Raw genomic sequence first — 14,504 nt, forward strand, 5'->3', positions numbered from 1 at the left:
CGATGACCGCCGTACTCGATACCCTCGTCGCGGTGCGGCGAACCGCAATGGACCTGCTCGCGCGACGCGAGCATGGTCGAGTCGAGCTGACGCGTAAACTGCGTCAGCGCGGCGCCCCTCCCGAAATGATCGAAACAGCCCTTGACCGTTTGACGGAAGAGGGGCTGTTATCCGAATCCCGCTACCTCGAAAGTTTCGTTTCCTATCGTGCCCGTTCCGGCTACGGCCCCATGCGTATTCGCGAAGAACTCAGCCAGCGCGGTTTGCAGCGCGCCGATATCGAACTCGCTTTGCGTGAGAGCGGTATCGACTGGCAAGCGCAACTGGAAGAGGTCTGGCGGCGCAAGTTTGCCGGGCATTTCCCGATAGATGCCAAGGAGCGTGCCAAACAAGGCCGCTTTCTGGGTTATCGGGGATATTCGATGGACATGATCGGCCGCTTGTTGAGCGGCCGAAGGGTGGACGACTGACCTGTAGGGCCCGCGAGTCGAATGCGCGGGCCGCTGCTTTTCCGTTCAAGTGACCTTGATCGGTTCTCTGCTGCGTTGTGGCGTCCTGGCCTGATTCACCGCCCAGTTTTCCGGCAAATTGATGAAGTCGATCAGTTCGCGCAGGCGACCATTGTCGCGGGCGTTGAAGGTGAACGACAGGCGTGCCAGATGGCTGAACTCCGGTTCGTTGTGTTCCTCGACATTGTAAGCATGTTGATGGAAGCGATCGCTCAGGCACAGGTCGGCGAAAGCCGTCTGCATCTGCTCGAGCGCCGGTTCGCTGAGCTTGTGATTCATGCGAATGACAAACTGATGTTTCAGCCAGCGACTGGAGTGGAAGTTGCTGTAGAACTGGTTGATTTCCTTCACCGCCTCCTCGGTGTTGTGCGCCAGGCGCATCAGCTTCATGTCGGTTGGCAGGATGTAGCGGTTGTTCTCGAGCTGGTTGTGAATAAAGTCCAGCGCCCCTTGCCAGAAGGTCCCTCCCGGGACATCCAGCAGCACCACCGGTACCAGCGGGCTTTTGCCGGTCTGGATCAGGGTCAGTACTTCCAGCGCCTCATCAAGCGTGCCAAAGCCACCCGGGCATAACACCAGGGCATCGGCTTCCTTGACGAAGAACAGCTTGCGGGTAAAGAAGAAGTGGAAGGACAGCAGGTTCTCTGTGCCGTCCACCGTCGGGTTCGCATGCTGCTCGAAGGGCAGGGTGATATTGAACCCCAGGCTGTGATCGCGACCGGCACCTTCGTGGGCCGCGGCCATGATGCCGCCACCAGCGCCAGTGATGACCATCAGGTCGGAGCGGGCCAGGGCTGCACCGAGTTCTCGCGCCAGGCCATACAGCGGGTGTTCGATCGGTGTACGCGCGGAGCCGAATACCGTCACCTTGCGTCGCCCCTTGAACTGTTCCAGTACACGGAAAGCATGTTCCAGTTCGCGCAGGGCCTGCAGGGTGATTTTTGCGTTCCAGCGGTTGAGGTCGTCCTGGGCCATGCGCAGGACGGTGAGAATCATGTCGCGGTAAAGAGGGATATTGGGGCTGTTGGGGGCGATCAGGTTGAGTTGTTCTTCGACCTTGCTGAGGTCGATACCGTTGCTCTGAAAATGACGACTGAGGAGGTCATTCGGTTCGTAAGGCATTCAACTTCTCCTTCTGCACAGAACCTTTGACACGAACGAAGCATTCGTTGGTATCACGACACTGCATGTGTCGCTGTCAGCCCGGTTTTGGCGGCTGATTCGCCAGGGTGGAAAAACCCTGTCGTGGCCAGCGGGCCATCCATACAGGTTCTGCTATTCCTTGATTTAGAAAGCATCTGCACTGCAAGACGCGCTTGGGCAGCCTCCGGATCCACCCAGGAAAATTCAACATGAACACTTTGAAATCTAGACCTTCATGATGATTCGCGCTGACTTGATCATGGCCCTTGAAAGTCGGGGCTGGCAATCACTTATTGACGGTGGCGCGTAGTGTTTTCACCGCCTGTCTGAACGCGTACCGACCGCAGGAGGCTCTGATTTACTAGGTTACAGCGCCAGCAAGACAGCTTGGCGTCAAAGGTCAGGATGCACGGGTCGGGGTTGTCGCGCAGGTAATGGCGAGTGGGGGCACGGAGGCTGGTCATGCACAAAGTCGTGCTGGATATAGATGCGCAGCTGTATCAACTGCTGAAGTCAGCGGCAGACGCCAATCATCTGACTCTTGAAGAGGAGTGTCGACGCCGGCTTGAAGGTGGGGAGCGCCGTTCGAGCTATTTGCAGGCCCTGTTAGCGGAGCTGCGGGCCGATGATCAACAGCGGCACGCAGCAGGACACTGAATCACTTTTTCTTCTTGGTCGGGGCCGGGCAGTCCGACTCCTGGAAGCGCGCCGAGGCGACCGGGCGGTTGGTGCGGTTTTCGGTGAATTCGTAGCGCATGATCGCGCCCTTGGCCATCAGCTTGCGGTAGTTCGGGTCACGACAAACGCTGGCACCCAGTTGCAGGTACACCGCCTTGGGGTTGGCGCGCATTTTTTCAGCGTGTTCGGCCTGGACGCTGAGGTGGTTGATCAGCTCCTTGCCTTCGACGGTATAACCTTGGTCGAGGATGTTCTCGTTGACTTCCCGGGGCGTGCCGACGTTACTTTCCTCGGCGGTTTTCTGCAGGGTCTTGTTCAGTTCGAAGTCTTGCAGCGATGCAGCCTGAGCACTGAACGGCAAGGCCAGCAGAAGGGCGGCGGTGGGAACGATAAAGCGTAACATGAAACTCTCCTGGTTCAGTGACTGATGCTTCGACCAGTCACGTGACTGTGCGTTCAGTGGCGGCGAATTATAGGGGAGCGAGGGTAGGCGGTACAGGTTTGAGCAGAGAGCTCTGATAAACTTGTGCGAATTTTCAGCTTTCCGAGTTCCTTTCGTGTCGATTCCTTCTTTCTGTCAGGGCGGCTTCTAATGAGTCACGCCGTTTCCCGCCTGCGCGCCCAGCGTCTCGCACGTGCTGTCAGACCTTTTACCGCGCGGGGTTCCCGGGCGGAACGCTGTGCGGGCTGTCGGGTGATTCCCAGCCACTGCATGTGCGCCTGGCGCCCCAAGGTTTCCGCGCAATCGGCGATGTGCCTGATCATGCATGACGTCGAACCCATGAAGCCGAGCAATACCGGCTGGCTGATCGCCGATGTCATAGAGGACACCATGGCGTTCCCCTGGTCGCGGACGGAGGTCGATCCCCAGTTGCTGGCCTTGCTGGCCGATCCCCAGTGGCAGCCTTATGTGGTGTTCCCCGGGGAGTTTGTCGCGCCTCAGCGGGTGGTGAGCGAAGTCCGCCTGGAAGAGGGCAAGCGCCCGCTGTTTATCCTGCTGGATGCGACCTGGAGCGAAGCACGCAAGATGTTTCGCAAAAGCCCTTATCTTGAGCACTTGCCGGTATTGAGCCTGGAGCCCGAGCAGTTGTCGCGCTACAAGCTGCGGCGTTCCAAGCGCGACGATCATTTCTGTACTGCGGAGGTTGCGGCGTTGTGTCTGGAACTGGCCGCGGACCGGCAGGCCGGCGAAGTGCTGGATGCTTATCTGGATGTGTTCAGCACTCATTATCTGTCGGCCAAGTTTCAGCTTGAGATCAACCCGGACGACGATACGCACACACGCCTCAAGCCTTTTCTGTAAGGCCTGAGGCAAGGGGCTGGAGTTTTTCCGGCCAAAGTTGCGCCATCAGTATCCCGCTCGGCATCGAGGCACAGCCGCGCAGGGCGTGGCTTTGCATGATGGCACTCTTGTTAGTTAGCAAGCTAAGATGCCGCACAGCCCGAAGCTTGACCACCCCGGCTTCGCTGGGCATGCTTGGCGCCGATTAGGGCGCGACCTATCCTTGAAACACCGCATTTCCGGGCTCTTGGCGTTGATCGTGCTCTTTGGGTGCAGCATTCTGGCTGACACCTGTGTTGCCTTGGCGAGGACCGAATGCATCGGTTCTCCCATAAAAAACAGGATCATTTGAAAAATGGCCACATACGAAATCCTGATTGCCGATGACCACCCCCTCTTTCGTAGCGCACTGCATCAGGCGGTGACCCTGGGTCTCGGCCCGGATGTCCGTCTGGTGGAAGTGGCGAGCATTGCCGAACTGGAAGCCCGCCTGACCGAAAAGGCCGACTGGGACCTGGTGCTGCTGGACCTGAACATGCCTGGCGCTTACGGTTTTTCCGGCCTGGTGCTGTTGCGCGGCCAGTACCCGCAGATTCCAGTGGTGATGGTGTCGGCACAGGAAGAAGCATCAGTGATGGTGCGTTCACGTGAATTTGGTGCCAGCGGTTTTATTCCCAAGTCCAGTTCTCTCGAAGTCATTCAACAGGCTGTGCGTAGCGTGCTCGACGGCGACGTCTGGTGGCCGCCGCAGGCCTTTGAACAAGTCAGCGTCTCCGCCGAGGCCAAGGCGGCCAGCGAAGGCCTGGCGAGCCTGACGCCACAACAGTTCCGCGTGCTGACCATGGTCTGCGAGGGCTTGCTGAACAAGCAGATCGCTTATGAACTGAGCGTTTCGGAAGCGACCATCAAGGCCCACGTGACGGCGATCTTCCGTAAGCTGGGGGTGCGTACCCGCACTCAGGCGGCACTGCTCCTGCAACAACTTGAGTCAATTTCCAGCCAGTAACTGGCTCTTTCTTCACGCTTTTTTGACTTTGGTTGAACTAGCTTTCCCATTCCTTATTGTTCTAGTTGCCTAATTTATGTCGCCTTTCAAAGGTCAAACCGGTCTTAAACGCATCCTCAATGCCTCGGGGTATTCCCTCGATGGCCTGCGGGCCGCCTTCATCGGCGAAGCAGCGTTCCGTCAGTTGGTGCTGCTCAACGCGATTCTGATCCCCGTATCTTTCCTGCTGGATGTCAGCCGGGTCGAGCGGGCGTTGCTGATCGCGGTCTGCCTGTTGGCATTGATTGTCGAATTGCTCAATTCGGCGGTCGAGGCGGCGATCGACCGCATCTCCCTGGATCGCCATCCACTGTCGAAAAATGCCAAGGACATGGGCAGCGCCGCGCAATTCGTGGCCTTGAGCATGATTACCGTGGTCTGGGCAGTCATCCTGATTTAGGGAATGCTCGGCAGCACGATCTCGTCGCTGCGCTGTACCCCAGCGGTAAAGGCGCGGCAGAGTTCGAGGAACTCGCGCATCGCCGACGTCTGGTACTTCTGTTTGTGCCAGATGAAGTAGAACTGCCGGGCCAGGTCCAGGTCCGGCGTCTCTACCGGAACCAGGCTGCCGCGACGGAAGGCGTCGCGCAGCGCCAGTCTGGAAATACAGCCAATCCCCAACCCCGACTCCACCGCGCGCTTGATCGCTTCGGTGTGTTCCAGCTCGAGCCGGATATTCAGCGCGCTGCGGTGATGACGCATGGCCTGGTCGAAGGTCAGGCGCGTTCCCGAGCCCTGTTCCCGCAGAATCCAGGCCTCGTGGGTCAGCTCTTCCATGCTCGCATGGCCGCGTTTGGCCAAGGGGTGCTGCGGGGCGCAGAACACCACCAACTCATCCTCGACCCAGGTTTGCACTTCGATGTCCGGGTGGCTGCAGTCGCCTTCGATTAGACCCAGGTCAATTTCGTAGTGGGCGACCTGTTGCACGATATGCGCAGTGTTCTGCACATGGAGTTTGACCTGGCTCTCCGGGTGGACCTGCATGAAGCTGCCGATCAACAGGGTCGCCAGGTAGTTGCCGATGGTCAGGGTCGCACCCACCGACAACGAGCCGAAGCCGGACTTGCCGTTGAGCAGGTCTTCGATTTCCTTGGCCTGGTCCAGCAACGCCACTGCCTGGGGCAGCAGCTGCTTGCCCAGGGCGTTGAGGCTCAGGCGCTTGCCGGCGCGATCGAACAACTGGCAACTGGATTGCCGTTCGAGTTCTGTGATCGAAGTGCTCGCCGCCGATTGGGAAAGGGCCAGCAGGCCGGCAGCACGAGAAACGCTCTCTTGCTGGGCGACGGCGACGAATACTTGCAGTTGACGGAGAGTAAATCGCATATCGATATAACCGATAACCCTTATCTTAATAATCCAGTTAACAGATATTGTCGCCGCCATTAGAATGCTGTGCAATTGCGCTCGGCTCGCTTGTCGCAGAGCAGGCGCCGACAACTTCCCAGGAGTCCCCCGTACATGAGCAACATGAACCACGAGCGTGTCCTCAGTGTTCATCACTGGAACGACACTCTGTTCAGCTTCAAGTGCACCCGCGATCCGGGCCTGCGCTTCGAGAACGGTCAGTTCGTGATGATCGGCCTGCAACAGCCCAACGGCCGCCCGCTTATGCGCGCTTACTCGATTGCCAGCCCGAACTGGGAAGAGCATCTCGAGTTCTTCAGCATCAAGGTTCCCGATGGTCCGCTGACTTCCCAGCTGCAGCATTTGAAGGAAGGCGACGAGATCATCATCAGCAAGAAGCCCACCGGTACCCTGGTACTGGACGACTTGAAGCCTGGTAAGCACCTGTACCTGCTCAGCACCGGCACTGGCCTGGCGCCGTTCATGAGCGTCATCCAGGATCCGGAAACCTACGAGCGTTTCGAAAAAGTGATCCTGTGCCACGGCGTGCGTTACGTCAACGAAGTCGCCTACCGCGAGTTCATCACCGAGCACCTGCCACAGAACGAGTTCTTCGGCGAAGCGCTGCGTGAAAAACTGATCTACTACCCGACCGTGACCCGCGAGCCGTTCGAGAACGAAGGCCGCCTGACCGACCTGATGCGCAGCGGCAAGCTGTTCAGCGATATCGGCCTGCCGCCGATCAACCCGCAGGACGACCGCGCCATGCTGTGCGGTAGCCCGAGCATGCTCGACGAGACCAGCGAAGTGCTCAATAGCTTCGGCCTGACCGTTTCGCCACGCATGCGCGAGCCGGGTGACTACCTGATCGAGCGCGCCTTCGTCGAGAAGTAAGCGACTCGCAGCACTGAAAAAGCCCGCGTTGCCTAAGAAGGCAGCGCGGGCTTTTTCGTTTCCGGCTGGCGCTCAGCGCGCGGGAACCACTTCCAGGACCTGGATCAGGCCCGGCTGCGGGTAATGCCAGCGCACGTCCAGGTCCCAGAACTGCGCGCCATATTCCCGTTCCGGGGTGGGCGTCTGGTAGGCCGGGCGCGGGTCCTGGGCCAGGCATTGTTCGATCAGCTCTACCAGTGGCTCCTGCAGGCGTTGAGCGTGCGTATGGGCCTGTTGCAGGGCGTTGTTGCTCCACTGCACCGGGATCAGCTCCGGCGCCGCGCTGGCGATGCTGTTGCTCGCGCTGTCGATGATGTCGGCATAGGGCACGTAGGGCTTGATATCGAGAACCGGCGTGCCGTCCAGCAGGTCGATGCCGGAGATCCACAGGCGGTTGGCCTCGACCTTGTCCAGCTTGACCACCGACTGACCTATGCCGTTAGGTCGATGGGTAGCGCGGGTGGCGAATACGCCCATGGACTTGTTGCCGCCCAGGCGCGGCGGGCGGACCTTGAGCCGCGGTTTGTCTTCCAGCGCCTGGTGAAACAGAAACAACAGCCAGACGTGGCTGACCTGTTCCAGGCCCTGCACCGCGTCGCCCTGATCGAAGGGCGCCACCAGCTCCAGCACGCCACGGGCCGCCGGGGCCAGTTGCGGCTGGCGCGGGATGGCGAACTTTTCCTTGAAGCAGGAGCGTACGAAGCCGATGGGGGAAACGCTGTAGGTCATGGTCTGGGGTCGAGACGGGGTAGGGGCCGCCATGATAACCCGCGTTGACCTGTAGCCGCTGCCGCAGGCTGCGGCTACAGGTGGAGTCAGAGGCTGAAGCCACCATCCAATGGAATGATGTTCCCGGTCATATAGGCCCCGGCGGTGCTTGCCAGGCTGATGGCCAGGGCGGCCATTTCTTCCTCGCGACCCCAGCGTTTCATCGGGATCAGCGCCGTATCCTCGGCCAGGGCCTGCTCGTCGTTGCCGATATGCTGGGTCATCTTGCTCGGAAAGCGCCCGGGGGCGATCACGTTGACGTTGATGTGCTGGCTGACCAGTTCGCGGGCGAGGATCCGTGACAGCTGATGCAGCGCGGCCTTGCTCGGGCCATAAGCATAAGCCTGCTCGCCAAAGGAGGAGATCCCGGCCACCGAGCCGATATTGATGATGCGCGCCGGGTTGGCCGCGGAGCCCGCCTTGCGCAGCAGCGGCAGGAATTGCTGGATGCAGCTGAACACCGAGGTCACGTTCAATTGCATGACCTTTTCCCAGCCCTTGACCGGGTAGCTTTCCAGCGGCGCGCCCCAGGTGGTGCCGGCGTTGTTCACCAGAATATCCAGTCGATCGACCTGGGCTTCGAGGCGGGAGACGAGTTGCTGTATGCCTTCTTCATTCGCCAGGTTGGCGGAAAGGGCATGGCAACTGCCCAGGGCCCCGAGCTCCGTTGCGGTCTGCTGGCAGGCCTCGGCATCGCGGGCGCAGACATAGACAGTGGCACCGGCCTCGACAAACGCCTTGGCGATCATCTTGCCGATGCCGCGGGTGCCGCCGGTCACCAGGGCGGTACGGCCTTGCAGGGAAAAGTAGGGATGCATGGCGAATCCTGAGGGCTGAGGGTCAGTGCATACCCTAGTCGTCAGTCTCGGTGAGCGGAGCCATTATTGTGCGGGGGAATGAAGGATCATGCATGGCGGTGGCCGAGGGTGGCCACCGCGGATCGAGGGGGAGTCAGCCGCGAATGCGCAGGGTCAGGCCCTTGAGGAAGTTGCGCAGCAACTGGTCGCCGCAGGGGCGGTAGTTGGTGTGGCCGAACTTGCGGAACAGCGCGCTCAGCTCGGGCTTGGACACCGGGAAGTCGGCGGCCTTGAGGATGGCGTGCATGTCGTCTTCCTTCAGCTCGAAGGCGACCCGCAGCTTCTTCAGGATGATGTTGTTGGTCACCGGCAGTTCGATCGGCAGCGGCGGACGGCTTTCGTCCTTGCCACGCTTGAAGATCACCAGGCCGTCGAGGAAGTGCGCCATGACCTCGTCCGGGCAATGCACGAAACCTTCTTCCTCGTCCTTTTTCAGGTAGCCGACGATGTCGTCCAGGCTCACTTCAAAGCCGGTGAGCTTGATGATCTCGACGACCTTCTTGTCGCTGATGTCGAGCATGTAGCGCACGCTGCGCAGTACATCGTTATGAATCATGTCTACAGTCCTGGTCTGTTCACGTTGAGCGCCGCAGGCAAGCGCGGCGTCTGAATGGGTGTCGGCCTAGAATTTCTCTTTGGCGGACAGGTAGCGCCATTGCCCGACCGGCACCTTGCCGATGGAAACCCCACCGATACGGATGCGGCGAATGGCGACGACCTTCAGGCCTACCGCTTCGCAGAGCTGGGCGATCACGCCCGGTTGCGGGTTCTTCATGGCGAAGCGCAGGCGGTTTTCGTTCTGCCAGCTGGCCTTGACCGGCGGCAGTTCCCGTCCCTTGTAAGTCAGGCCGTGGTTCAGGCGGTTGAGGCCGTGGGCGACCATCTCGCCTTCTACCTCGACCACGTATTCCTGCTCGATCTTGGCCGCGTCGGCGGTCAGCTTGCGCAGGATCTTCCAGTCCTGGGTGAACACCAGCAGGCCGCTGGCGTTGGCTTGCAGGTCGGCGCTGGCGGTCAGGCGCAGGAAGTGGCCCTTGAGTGGCCGTTTGCCGAAGCGGTGTTCCTCGGACAGGCTGGCGGCGCTCAGCGACTGCATGGCGCTGTCGACATCCTGGCCGGCCGGCACGTTCAGCAGCAGGGTCACCGGCTCTGGCGCGGTGGCCTTGGCCTGCGGGTCGAGCTCGACTTTCTGGGTGTCGACCTTGAACTGCGGCTCGTCGATGACCTCGCCATCCACGGTGACCCAGCCGCCCTCGATGAACAGCTCAGCCTCCCGGCGGGAGCAGCCGACGAGTTCGATGAGGCGTTTGGAGAGACGAATCGGGTCAGTCATGACAGGGGCCGTAACAAAAGGGGGCAGGCATTGTACCTGCCCGGCGCCGGTTAATCGCGGGTCCATTTGCCCGCTGTGGCTTTTAGCCGCGCACTGCCTGCTGCTGGGGCTGTTTCAAACGCATGTGCAGCAGCGGGTAGGGCTGGCCCATGCCGTCGTGCTCGGAGCGGCCGATGATCTCGAAGCCCTGCTTGAAGTAGAAGCCCAGGGCTTGCGGGTTCTGCTCGTTGACGTCCAGTTCGTCGGCGTTCAGGTGTTCGATGGCGTACCTGAGCAATTGCTTGCCCAGGCCCTGGCCGCGATGGTCGGGGTCGATGAAGAGCATTTCGATCTTGCCGGCGGCGACCCCGGCGAAGCCGGTGATGTGCTGGCGCTGATCCCGGGTGCAGATCAGCATCACCGCATCCAGATAGCGGTTCAGCACCAGGTTTCTCAGCAGTTCGATGTAGCTGTCCGGCAGGAAGTCGTGGGTGGCGCGTACCGAGGCTTCCCAGACCCGGGTCAGTTCCGGGTAGTCACTGTGTTTCGGGGTATGGATGACCGAATGATGGCGCATGCCGCCTGCTCCTGTGTGGTGACGCATCCGTGGTCCTGAGCAAACGATAGACGTAAAAAAGCCCCGCATCTCGCGAAGAGAGCGGGGCTTTGCGGTTTTTTACGCCTTACAGGACTTCGGCCCACAGGTCGTATTCGTCGGCGTCGGTGACCCGGCACCAGACCTTGTCGCCTGGTTTGAGGTCGCCGGCACCGTCGATGAACACGTTACCGTCGATTTCCGGGGCGTCGAAGAAGCAGCGGCCCACGGCGCCCTGTTCGTCGACTTCATCGATCAGCACTTCGATTTCCTTGCCGATGCGCTGTTGCAGGCGCGCCGAGCTGATTGCCTGCTGGTGCGCCATGAAGCGCTCCCAACGGTCCTGCTTGACCTCGTCCGGGACCACTTCCAGGTCCAGGTCGTTGGCCGGCGCGCCTTCCACCGGCGAGTACTGGAAGCAGCCGACGCGGTCGAGCTGGGCTTCGGTCAGCCAGTCGAGCAGGTACTGGAAGTCTTCTTCGGTTTCGCCGGGGAAGCCGACGATGAAGGTCGAACGGATGATCAGCTCGGGGCAGATCTGGCGCCAGTTCTTGATCCGGGCCAGGGTCTTGTCTTCGAAGGCCGGGCGCTTCATGGCCTTGAGCACTTTCGGGCTGGCGTGCTGGAACGGGATGTCCAGGTACGGCAGGATCTTGCCGGCGGCCATCAGCGGGATCAGCTCGTCGACGTGCGGGTACGGGTAGACGTAGTGCAGGCGGACCCAGACGCCCAGGGTGCTGAGGGCTTCGCACAGCTCGGTCATGCGGGTTTTCACCGGCGCGCCGTTCCAGAAACCGGTGCGGTACTTGACGTCGACGCCGTAGGCGCTGGTGTCCTGGGAGATCACCAGCAGTTCCTTGACCCCGGACTTCACCAGGCGCTGGGCCTCGTCCAGTACATCGCCGACCGGGCGGCTGACCAGCTTGCCGCGCATCGACGGGATGATGCAGAAGCTGCAGCTGTGGTTGCAGCCTTCGGAAATCTTCAGGTACGCGTAGTGGCGCGGGGTCAGCTTGATACCTTGTGGCGGTACCAGGTCGATCAGCGGGTTGTGGTCCTGTTTCGGCGGCACCACTTCGTGCACCGCACTGACCACTTGCTCGTACTGCTGCGGACCGGTCACGGCCAGTACGCTCGGGTGCACGTCGCGGATATTGCCTTCTTCCACGCCCATGCAGCCGGTGACGATGACCTTGCCGTTTTCCTTGATGGCTTCACCGATCACTTCCAGGGATTCGGCCTTGGCCGAGTCGATGAAGCCGCAGGTGTTGACCACCACGACGTCGGCGTCCTGGTAGGTGGACACCACGTCATAACCTTCCATACGCAGTTGCGTGAGGATGCGCTCGGAATCGACCAGCGCTTTCGGGCAACCCAGGGAAACGAAGCCGACCTTGGGGTTGGCTGGCGCGGTAGGGGTGGACATGTCTAACCTCGGTATAGGTGTCGGGTCGCTCGGCGATTTGGATAAAACCGCTGGCGACGAACGGGCGCTAGGGGCGCCTCTGATCAAAAAGTGCGCAATTCTAGCGATGGCCGGCGCACTTGACCAGCTTTATGCAGGGAAATACGACGAGTGCTGCGCTATGCTTCGCGCCGTTGCGCCCAGGTGAATTCTTATAGTCAACAGAACGTCTGTAACTGTAAGTAAATGGGTGCATGCTGCATTGGCATTCACGAGAGTCTTGCAAGCTTAGTGTTGTCTTGAATGTCATGCCTTTTATAAGAAGCCCCGATCTGGGTAGTAGGAGTGGTGGATGGGTCAGGCAAGTAGTCAGGCGGTGGGCGGCGAGCATTCCAGGGCCAGGCCCCTGGGGATGCTGGTGGCGGCGGTCGGGGTGGTTTATGGCGACATCGGGACCAGCCCGCTTTATACCTTGAAGGAGGTATTCGCGGGGCATTACGGGGTTCCAGTCAACCACGACGGTGTATTCGGCATTCTTGCATTGATCTTCTGGTCGCTGATCTGGGTGGTCTCGATCAAATACGTGTTGTTCATCCTGCGGGCCGACAACCAGGGCGAGGGCGGCATCATGGCCTTGACCGCCCTGGCCCGGCGGGCGTCGACGCCCTATCCGAGGCTGCGGATGGTCCTGGTCATCCTGGGCCTGATCGGCGCGGCCTTGTTCTATGGCGACAGCATGATCACCCCGGCGATTTCCGTATTGTCGGCGGTAGAGGGGCTGGAGATCGCCTTCGACGGGCTTGAGCACTGGGTCGTGCCGCTGGCGCTGATCGTGCTGGTGGCGCTGTTTCTGATCCAGAAACACGGTACCGATCGCATCGGCAAGCTGTTCGGGCCGGTGATGGTCCTGTGGTTCGTGACCCTGGGCGGGCTGGGGGTCTACGGCATCGCCCAGCATCCGGAAGTGCTGCAGGCGCTGAACCCGGTCTGGGGCGTGCGGTTCTTCATCGTGCATCCGGGCATGGGCGTGGCCATCCTGGGCGCCGTGGTACTGGCGTTGACCGGCGCCGAAGCGCTGTACGCCGACATGGGCCACTTCGGCCGCAAGCCGATCGCCCGCGCCTGGTTCGCCCTGGTGCTGCCGGCGCTGGTGCTCAACTATTTCGGCCAGGGCGCCTTGCTCCTGGAAAACCCGGAAGCGGCGCGTAACCCCTTCTATCTGCTGGCACCGAGCTGGGCCCTGATCCCGCTGGTAGTGCTGGCCACACTGGCTACCGTGATCGCCTCCCAGGCGGTGATCTCCGGCGCGTTCTCCCTGACCCGCCAGGCGATCCAGCTGGGTTATATCCCGCGCATGTACATCCAGCACACCTCCAGCGCGGAGCAGGGACAGATCTACATTGGCGCGGTGAACTGGGCGCTGATGGTCGGTGTGATCCTCCTGGTGCTGGGCTTCGAGTCCTCGGGCGCACTGGCTTCGGCCTACGGCGTGGCGGTGACCGGGACCATGCTGATCACCAGCATCCTGGTGTCGGCGGTGATGTTGTTGCTGTGGAAGTGGTCGCCGGTGCTGACGGTGCCGATCCTGGTGGGCTTCCTGCTGGTGGACGGGCTGTTCTTCGCCGCCAACGTGCCGAAAATCTTCCAGGGCGGTGCTTTCCCGGTATTGGCGGGGATTGTGCTGTTCGCCCTGATGACCACCTGGAAGCGCGGCAAGGAACTGTTGATGGAGCGCCTTGGCGAGGGCGCGTTGCCGCTGCCGATCTTTATCAACAGCATCCGTGTGCAACCGCCGCATCGGGTCCAGGGTACCGCGGTGTTCCTGACCGCGCGTTCCGACGCCGTACCCCATGCGCTGTTGCACAATCTGCTGCATAACCAGGTGCTGCACGAGCAAGTGGTGTTGCTGACCGTGGTCTATGAAGATATCCCACGGGTGCCGACGCAACGGCGTTTCGAGGTGGACTCTTATGGCGAAGGCTTCTTCCGGGTGATCCTGCACTTCGGTTTCACCGACGAGCCGGACGTGCCTGAAGCGCTGAAGCTGTGCCATCTGGACGAGCTGGACTTCAGCCCGATGCGCACCACCTACTTCCTCAGCCGCGAGACGGTCATCACCTCCAAGATCGTCGGCATGGCGCGTTGGCGCGAGACGCTGTTCGCCTTCATGCTCAAGAACGCCAACGGCAACTTGCGCTTCTTCAAGCTGCCGGTGAACCGGGTGATCGAGCTGGGTACCCAGATCGAGATGTAGGCCCAATCAAAAACGAAAAGCCTCCGTTGCCTTGCGGCAGCGGGGGCTTTTTCGTTTCAGAGCCTTGAGTGGCTTTCAGGCCGCAGCTGCATGGATTCGCGCTACGGGGTCAGTACCTGCACTACATCGTCAATCACCGCCTTGCTCATGGCCGTCAGGTAATGCGCGGCCCAGGCGTGGCGGTCGGTGTCTTTGGTGTAGGCGGCATCCTCGGCAAGTGCCTTGGCGAGGAACAACAGGTCGGAGGCTTGGGCCAGGGCGTCGCCAATGGGGACGCCGGCGCTGACGTGAAACAGCGGCTGGTCTGAGCGGTAGATGAAAGGGGTGAGGCCGATGGTTTTCAGTTCACAAGGTGCAGGCGGATTTGTTTGGGACATGA

At 60.9% G+C, this 14,504-nt stretch carries 17 protein-coding genes; 7 read left to right on the top strand and 10 right to left on the bottom strand.

The window, feature by feature from the left end:
• Nucleotides 1-2 precede the first annotated feature (2 nt).
• Nucleotides 3-470: a recombination regulator RecX gene (recX, locus tag C4K38_RS06370; protein ID WP_025806683.1), complete on the top strand. Its 468-nt coding sequence runs from the start codon at nucleotides 3-5 to the stop codon at nucleotides 468-470.
• A gap of 45 nt (nucleotides 471-515) precedes the next feature.
• On the opposite strand, the gene C4K38_RS06375 is transcribed toward recX, so the two are convergent.
• Entirely contained in the window at nucleotides 516-1,631 is a 1,116-nt protein-coding gene (locus tag C4K38_RS06375) for an LOG family protein (protein ID WP_025806684.1), read from the bottom strand.
• A gap of 483 nt (nucleotides 1,632-2,114) precedes the next feature.
• Here C4K38_RS06375 and C4K38_RS06380 point away from each other — a divergent pair, with 483 nt between their 5' ends.
• Complete coding sequence (locus tag C4K38_RS06380) at nucleotides 2,115-2,309, top strand: hypothetical protein (RefSeq protein WP_025806685.1); 195 nt, start codon at nucleotides 2,115-2,117, stop codon at nucleotides 2,307-2,309.
• 1 nt (nucleotide 2,310) lies between these two features.
• On the opposite strand, the gene C4K38_RS06385 is transcribed toward C4K38_RS06380, so the two are convergent.
• Entirely contained in the window at nucleotides 2,311-2,733 is a 423-nt protein-coding gene (locus C4K38_RS06385; RefSeq protein WP_009042441.1) for a PA3611 family quorum-sensing-regulated virulence factor, read from the bottom strand.
• A 189-nt stretch (nucleotides 2,734-2,922) separates the two neighbouring features.
• On the opposite strand from C4K38_RS06385, the gene C4K38_RS06390 reads away from it, so the two are divergent.
• The 3 genes from C4K38_RS06390 (at nucleotide 2,923) to C4K38_RS06405 (ending at nucleotide 5,057) form a co-directional block, all read left to right on the top strand.
• On the top strand, nucleotides 2,923-3,633 hold the full coding sequence (locus C4K38_RS06390) for a tRNA-uridine aminocarboxypropyltransferase (RefSeq protein ID WP_053277683.1): 711 nt from the start codon (nucleotides 2,923-2,925) through the stop codon (nucleotides 3,631-3,633).
• A gap of 334 nt (nucleotides 3,634-3,967) precedes the next feature.
• Nucleotides 3,968-4,618: a response regulator transcription factor ErdR gene (erdR, locus tag C4K38_RS06400; RefSeq protein ID WP_009047330.1), complete on the top strand. Its 651-nt coding sequence runs from the start codon at nucleotides 3,968-3,970 to the stop codon at nucleotides 4,616-4,618.
• Nucleotides 4,619-4,694: 76 nt separating this feature from the next.
• Nucleotides 4,695-5,057 (top strand): diacylglycerol kinase, encoded by a 363-nt coding sequence (locus C4K38_RS06405; RefSeq protein ID WP_053277685.1) that lies wholly within the window; start codon nucleotides 4,695-4,697, stop codon nucleotides 5,055-5,057.
• On the opposite strand, the gene C4K38_RS06410 is transcribed toward C4K38_RS06405, so the two are convergent.
• On the bottom strand, nucleotides 5,054-5,980 hold the full coding sequence (locus C4K38_RS06410; RefSeq protein WP_007923931.1) for a LysR family transcriptional regulator: 927 nt from the start codon (nucleotides 5,978-5,980) through the stop codon (nucleotides 5,054-5,056). The two genes, C4K38_RS06405 and C4K38_RS06410, sit on opposite strands and share 4 nt — an antisense overlap.
• 135 nt (nucleotides 5,981-6,115) lie before the next feature.
• Between C4K38_RS06410 and fpr the strand changes: the two genes are divergently transcribed.
• Entirely contained in the window at nucleotides 6,116-6,895 is a 780-nt protein-coding gene (fpr, locus tag C4K38_RS06415) for a ferredoxin-NADP reductase (RefSeq protein ID WP_007923929.1), read from the top strand.
• A 72-nt stretch (nucleotides 6,896-6,967) separates the two neighbouring features.
• Here fpr and tsaA read toward each other — a convergent pair whose 3' ends face one another.
• The 6 genes from tsaA to rimO form a co-directional block, all read right to left on the bottom strand.
• Nucleotides 6,968-7,663, bottom strand: coding sequence for a tRNA (N6-threonylcarbamoyladenosine(37)-N6)-methyltransferase TrmO (gene tsaA, locus C4K38_RS06420; protein WP_053277686.1), 696 nt, complete (start codon nucleotides 7,661-7,663; stop codon nucleotides 6,968-6,970).
• An 86-nt stretch (nucleotides 7,664-7,749) separates the two neighbouring features.
• A complete protein-coding gene (locus C4K38_RS06425; protein WP_053277687.1) occupies nucleotides 7,750-8,520 on the bottom strand; it encodes an SDR family oxidoreductase in 771 nt (256 codons plus the stop codon).
• A gap of 133 nt (nucleotides 8,521-8,653) precedes the next feature.
• Nucleotides 8,654-9,115 carry a YehS family protein gene (locus tag C4K38_RS06430; protein ID WP_053277688.1) on the bottom strand — a complete coding sequence of 154 codons (462 nt, stop codon included), beginning with the start codon at nucleotides 9,113-9,115 and terminating at the stop codon, nucleotides 8,654-8,656.
• Between the two features lie 66 nt (nucleotides 9,116-9,181).
• A complete protein-coding gene (locus C4K38_RS06435; RefSeq protein WP_025806691.1) occupies nucleotides 9,182-9,892 on the bottom strand; it encodes an rRNA pseudouridine synthase in 711 nt (236 codons plus the stop codon).
• A gap of 82 nt (nucleotides 9,893-9,974) precedes the next feature.
• A complete protein-coding gene (locus C4K38_RS06440; protein WP_025806692.1) occupies nucleotides 9,975-10,448 on the bottom strand; it encodes a GNAT family N-acetyltransferase in 474 nt (157 codons plus the stop codon).
• 106 nt (nucleotides 10,449-10,554) lie between these two features.
• Nucleotides 10,555-11,892, bottom strand: a complete 1,338-nt coding sequence (gene rimO / locus C4K38_RS06445) for a 30S ribosomal protein S12 methylthiotransferase RimO (protein ID WP_007923924.1) — start codon at nucleotides 11,890-11,892, stop codon at nucleotides 10,555-10,557.
• Between the two features lie 331 nt (nucleotides 11,893-12,223).
• Here rimO and C4K38_RS06455 point away from each other — a divergent pair, with 331 nt between their 5' ends.
• Complete coding sequence (locus C4K38_RS06455; RefSeq protein WP_053277690.1) at nucleotides 12,224-14,125, top strand: potassium transporter Kup; 1,902 nt, start codon at nucleotides 12,224-12,226, stop codon at nucleotides 14,123-14,125.
• Between the two features lie 101 nt (nucleotides 14,126-14,226).
• Here C4K38_RS06455 and C4K38_RS06460 read toward each other — a convergent pair whose 3' ends face one another.
• The gene (locus C4K38_RS06460) at nucleotides 14,227-14,502 is read right to left on the bottom strand and encodes a DUF3077 domain-containing protein (RefSeq protein ID WP_053277691.1); all 276 of its coding nucleotides are present in this window, start codon (nucleotides 14,500-14,502) and stop codon (nucleotides 14,227-14,229) included.
• Nucleotides 14,503-14,504: the final 2 nt, after the last annotated feature.

The sequence above is a fragment of the Pseudomonas chlororaphis subsp. piscium genome (assembly GCF_003850345.1).
Taxonomy (GTDB): domain Bacteria; phylum Pseudomonadota; class Gammaproteobacteria; order Pseudomonadales; family Pseudomonadaceae; genus Aquipseudomonas; species Aquipseudomonas piscium.

Excerpts from the sequence above, each read along its gene's own strand:
- C4K38_RS06410 (WP_007923931.1), bottom strand. The coding sequence starts at position 5,980 with ATGCGATTTACTCTCCGTCAACTGCAAGTATTCGTCGCCGTCGCCCAG.
- C4K38_RS06375 (WP_025806684.1), bottom strand. The coding sequence starts at position 1,631 with ATGCCTTACGAACCGAATGACCTCCTCAGTCGTCATTTTCAGAGCAAC.
- rimO (WP_007923924.1), bottom strand. The coding sequence starts at position 11,892 with ATGTCCACCCCTACCGCGCCAGCCAACCCCAAGGTCGGCTTCGTTTCC.
- C4K38_RS06460 (WP_053277691.1), bottom strand. The coding sequence starts at position 14,502 with ATGTCCCAAACAAATCCGCCTGCACCTTGTGAACTGAAAACCATCGGC.
- recX (WP_025806683.1), top strand. The coding sequence starts at position 3 with ATGACCGCCGTACTCGATACCCTCGTCGCGGTGCGGCGAACCGCAATG.
- C4K38_RS06430 (WP_053277688.1), bottom strand. The coding sequence starts at position 9,115 with ATGATTCATAACGATGTACTGCGCAGCGTGCGCTACATGCTCGACATC.
- C4K38_RS06405 (WP_053277685.1), top strand. The coding sequence starts at position 4,695 with ATGTCGCCTTTCAAAGGTCAAACCGGTCTTAAACGCATCCTCAATGCC.
- C4K38_RS06390 (WP_053277683.1), top strand. The coding sequence starts at position 2,923 with ATGAGTCACGCCGTTTCCCGCCTGCGCGCCCAGCGTCTCGCACGTGCT.
- erdR (WP_009047330.1), top strand. The coding sequence starts at position 3,968 with ATGGCCACATACGAAATCCTGATTGCCGATGACCACCCCCTCTTTCGT.
- C4K38_RS06385 (WP_009042441.1), bottom strand. The coding sequence starts at position 2,733 with ATGTTACGCTTTATCGTTCCCACCGCCGCCCTTCTGCTGGCCTTGCCG.
- C4K38_RS06380 (WP_025806685.1), top strand. The coding sequence starts at position 2,115 with ATGCACAAAGTCGTGCTGGATATAGATGCGCAGCTGTATCAACTGCTG.
- C4K38_RS06455 (WP_053277690.1), top strand. The coding sequence starts at position 12,224 with ATGGGTCAGGCAAGTAGTCAGGCGGTGGGCGGCGAGCATTCCAGGGCC.
- C4K38_RS06440 (WP_025806692.1), bottom strand. The coding sequence starts at position 10,448 with ATGCGCCATCATTCGGTCATCCATACCCCGAAACACAGTGACTACCCG.
- C4K38_RS06425 (WP_053277687.1), bottom strand. The coding sequence starts at position 8,520 with ATGCATCCCTACTTTTCCCTGCAAGGCCGTACCGCCCTGGTGACCGGC.
- fpr (WP_007923929.1), top strand. The coding sequence starts at position 6,116 with ATGAGCAACATGAACCACGAGCGTGTCCTCAGTGTTCATCACTGGAAC.
- C4K38_RS06435 (WP_025806691.1), bottom strand. The coding sequence starts at position 9,892 with ATGACTGACCCGATTCGTCTCTCCAAACGCCTCATCGAACTCGTCGGC.
- tsaA (WP_053277686.1), bottom strand. The coding sequence starts at position 7,663 with ATGACCTACAGCGTTTCCCCCATCGGCTTCGTACGCTCCTGCTTCAAG.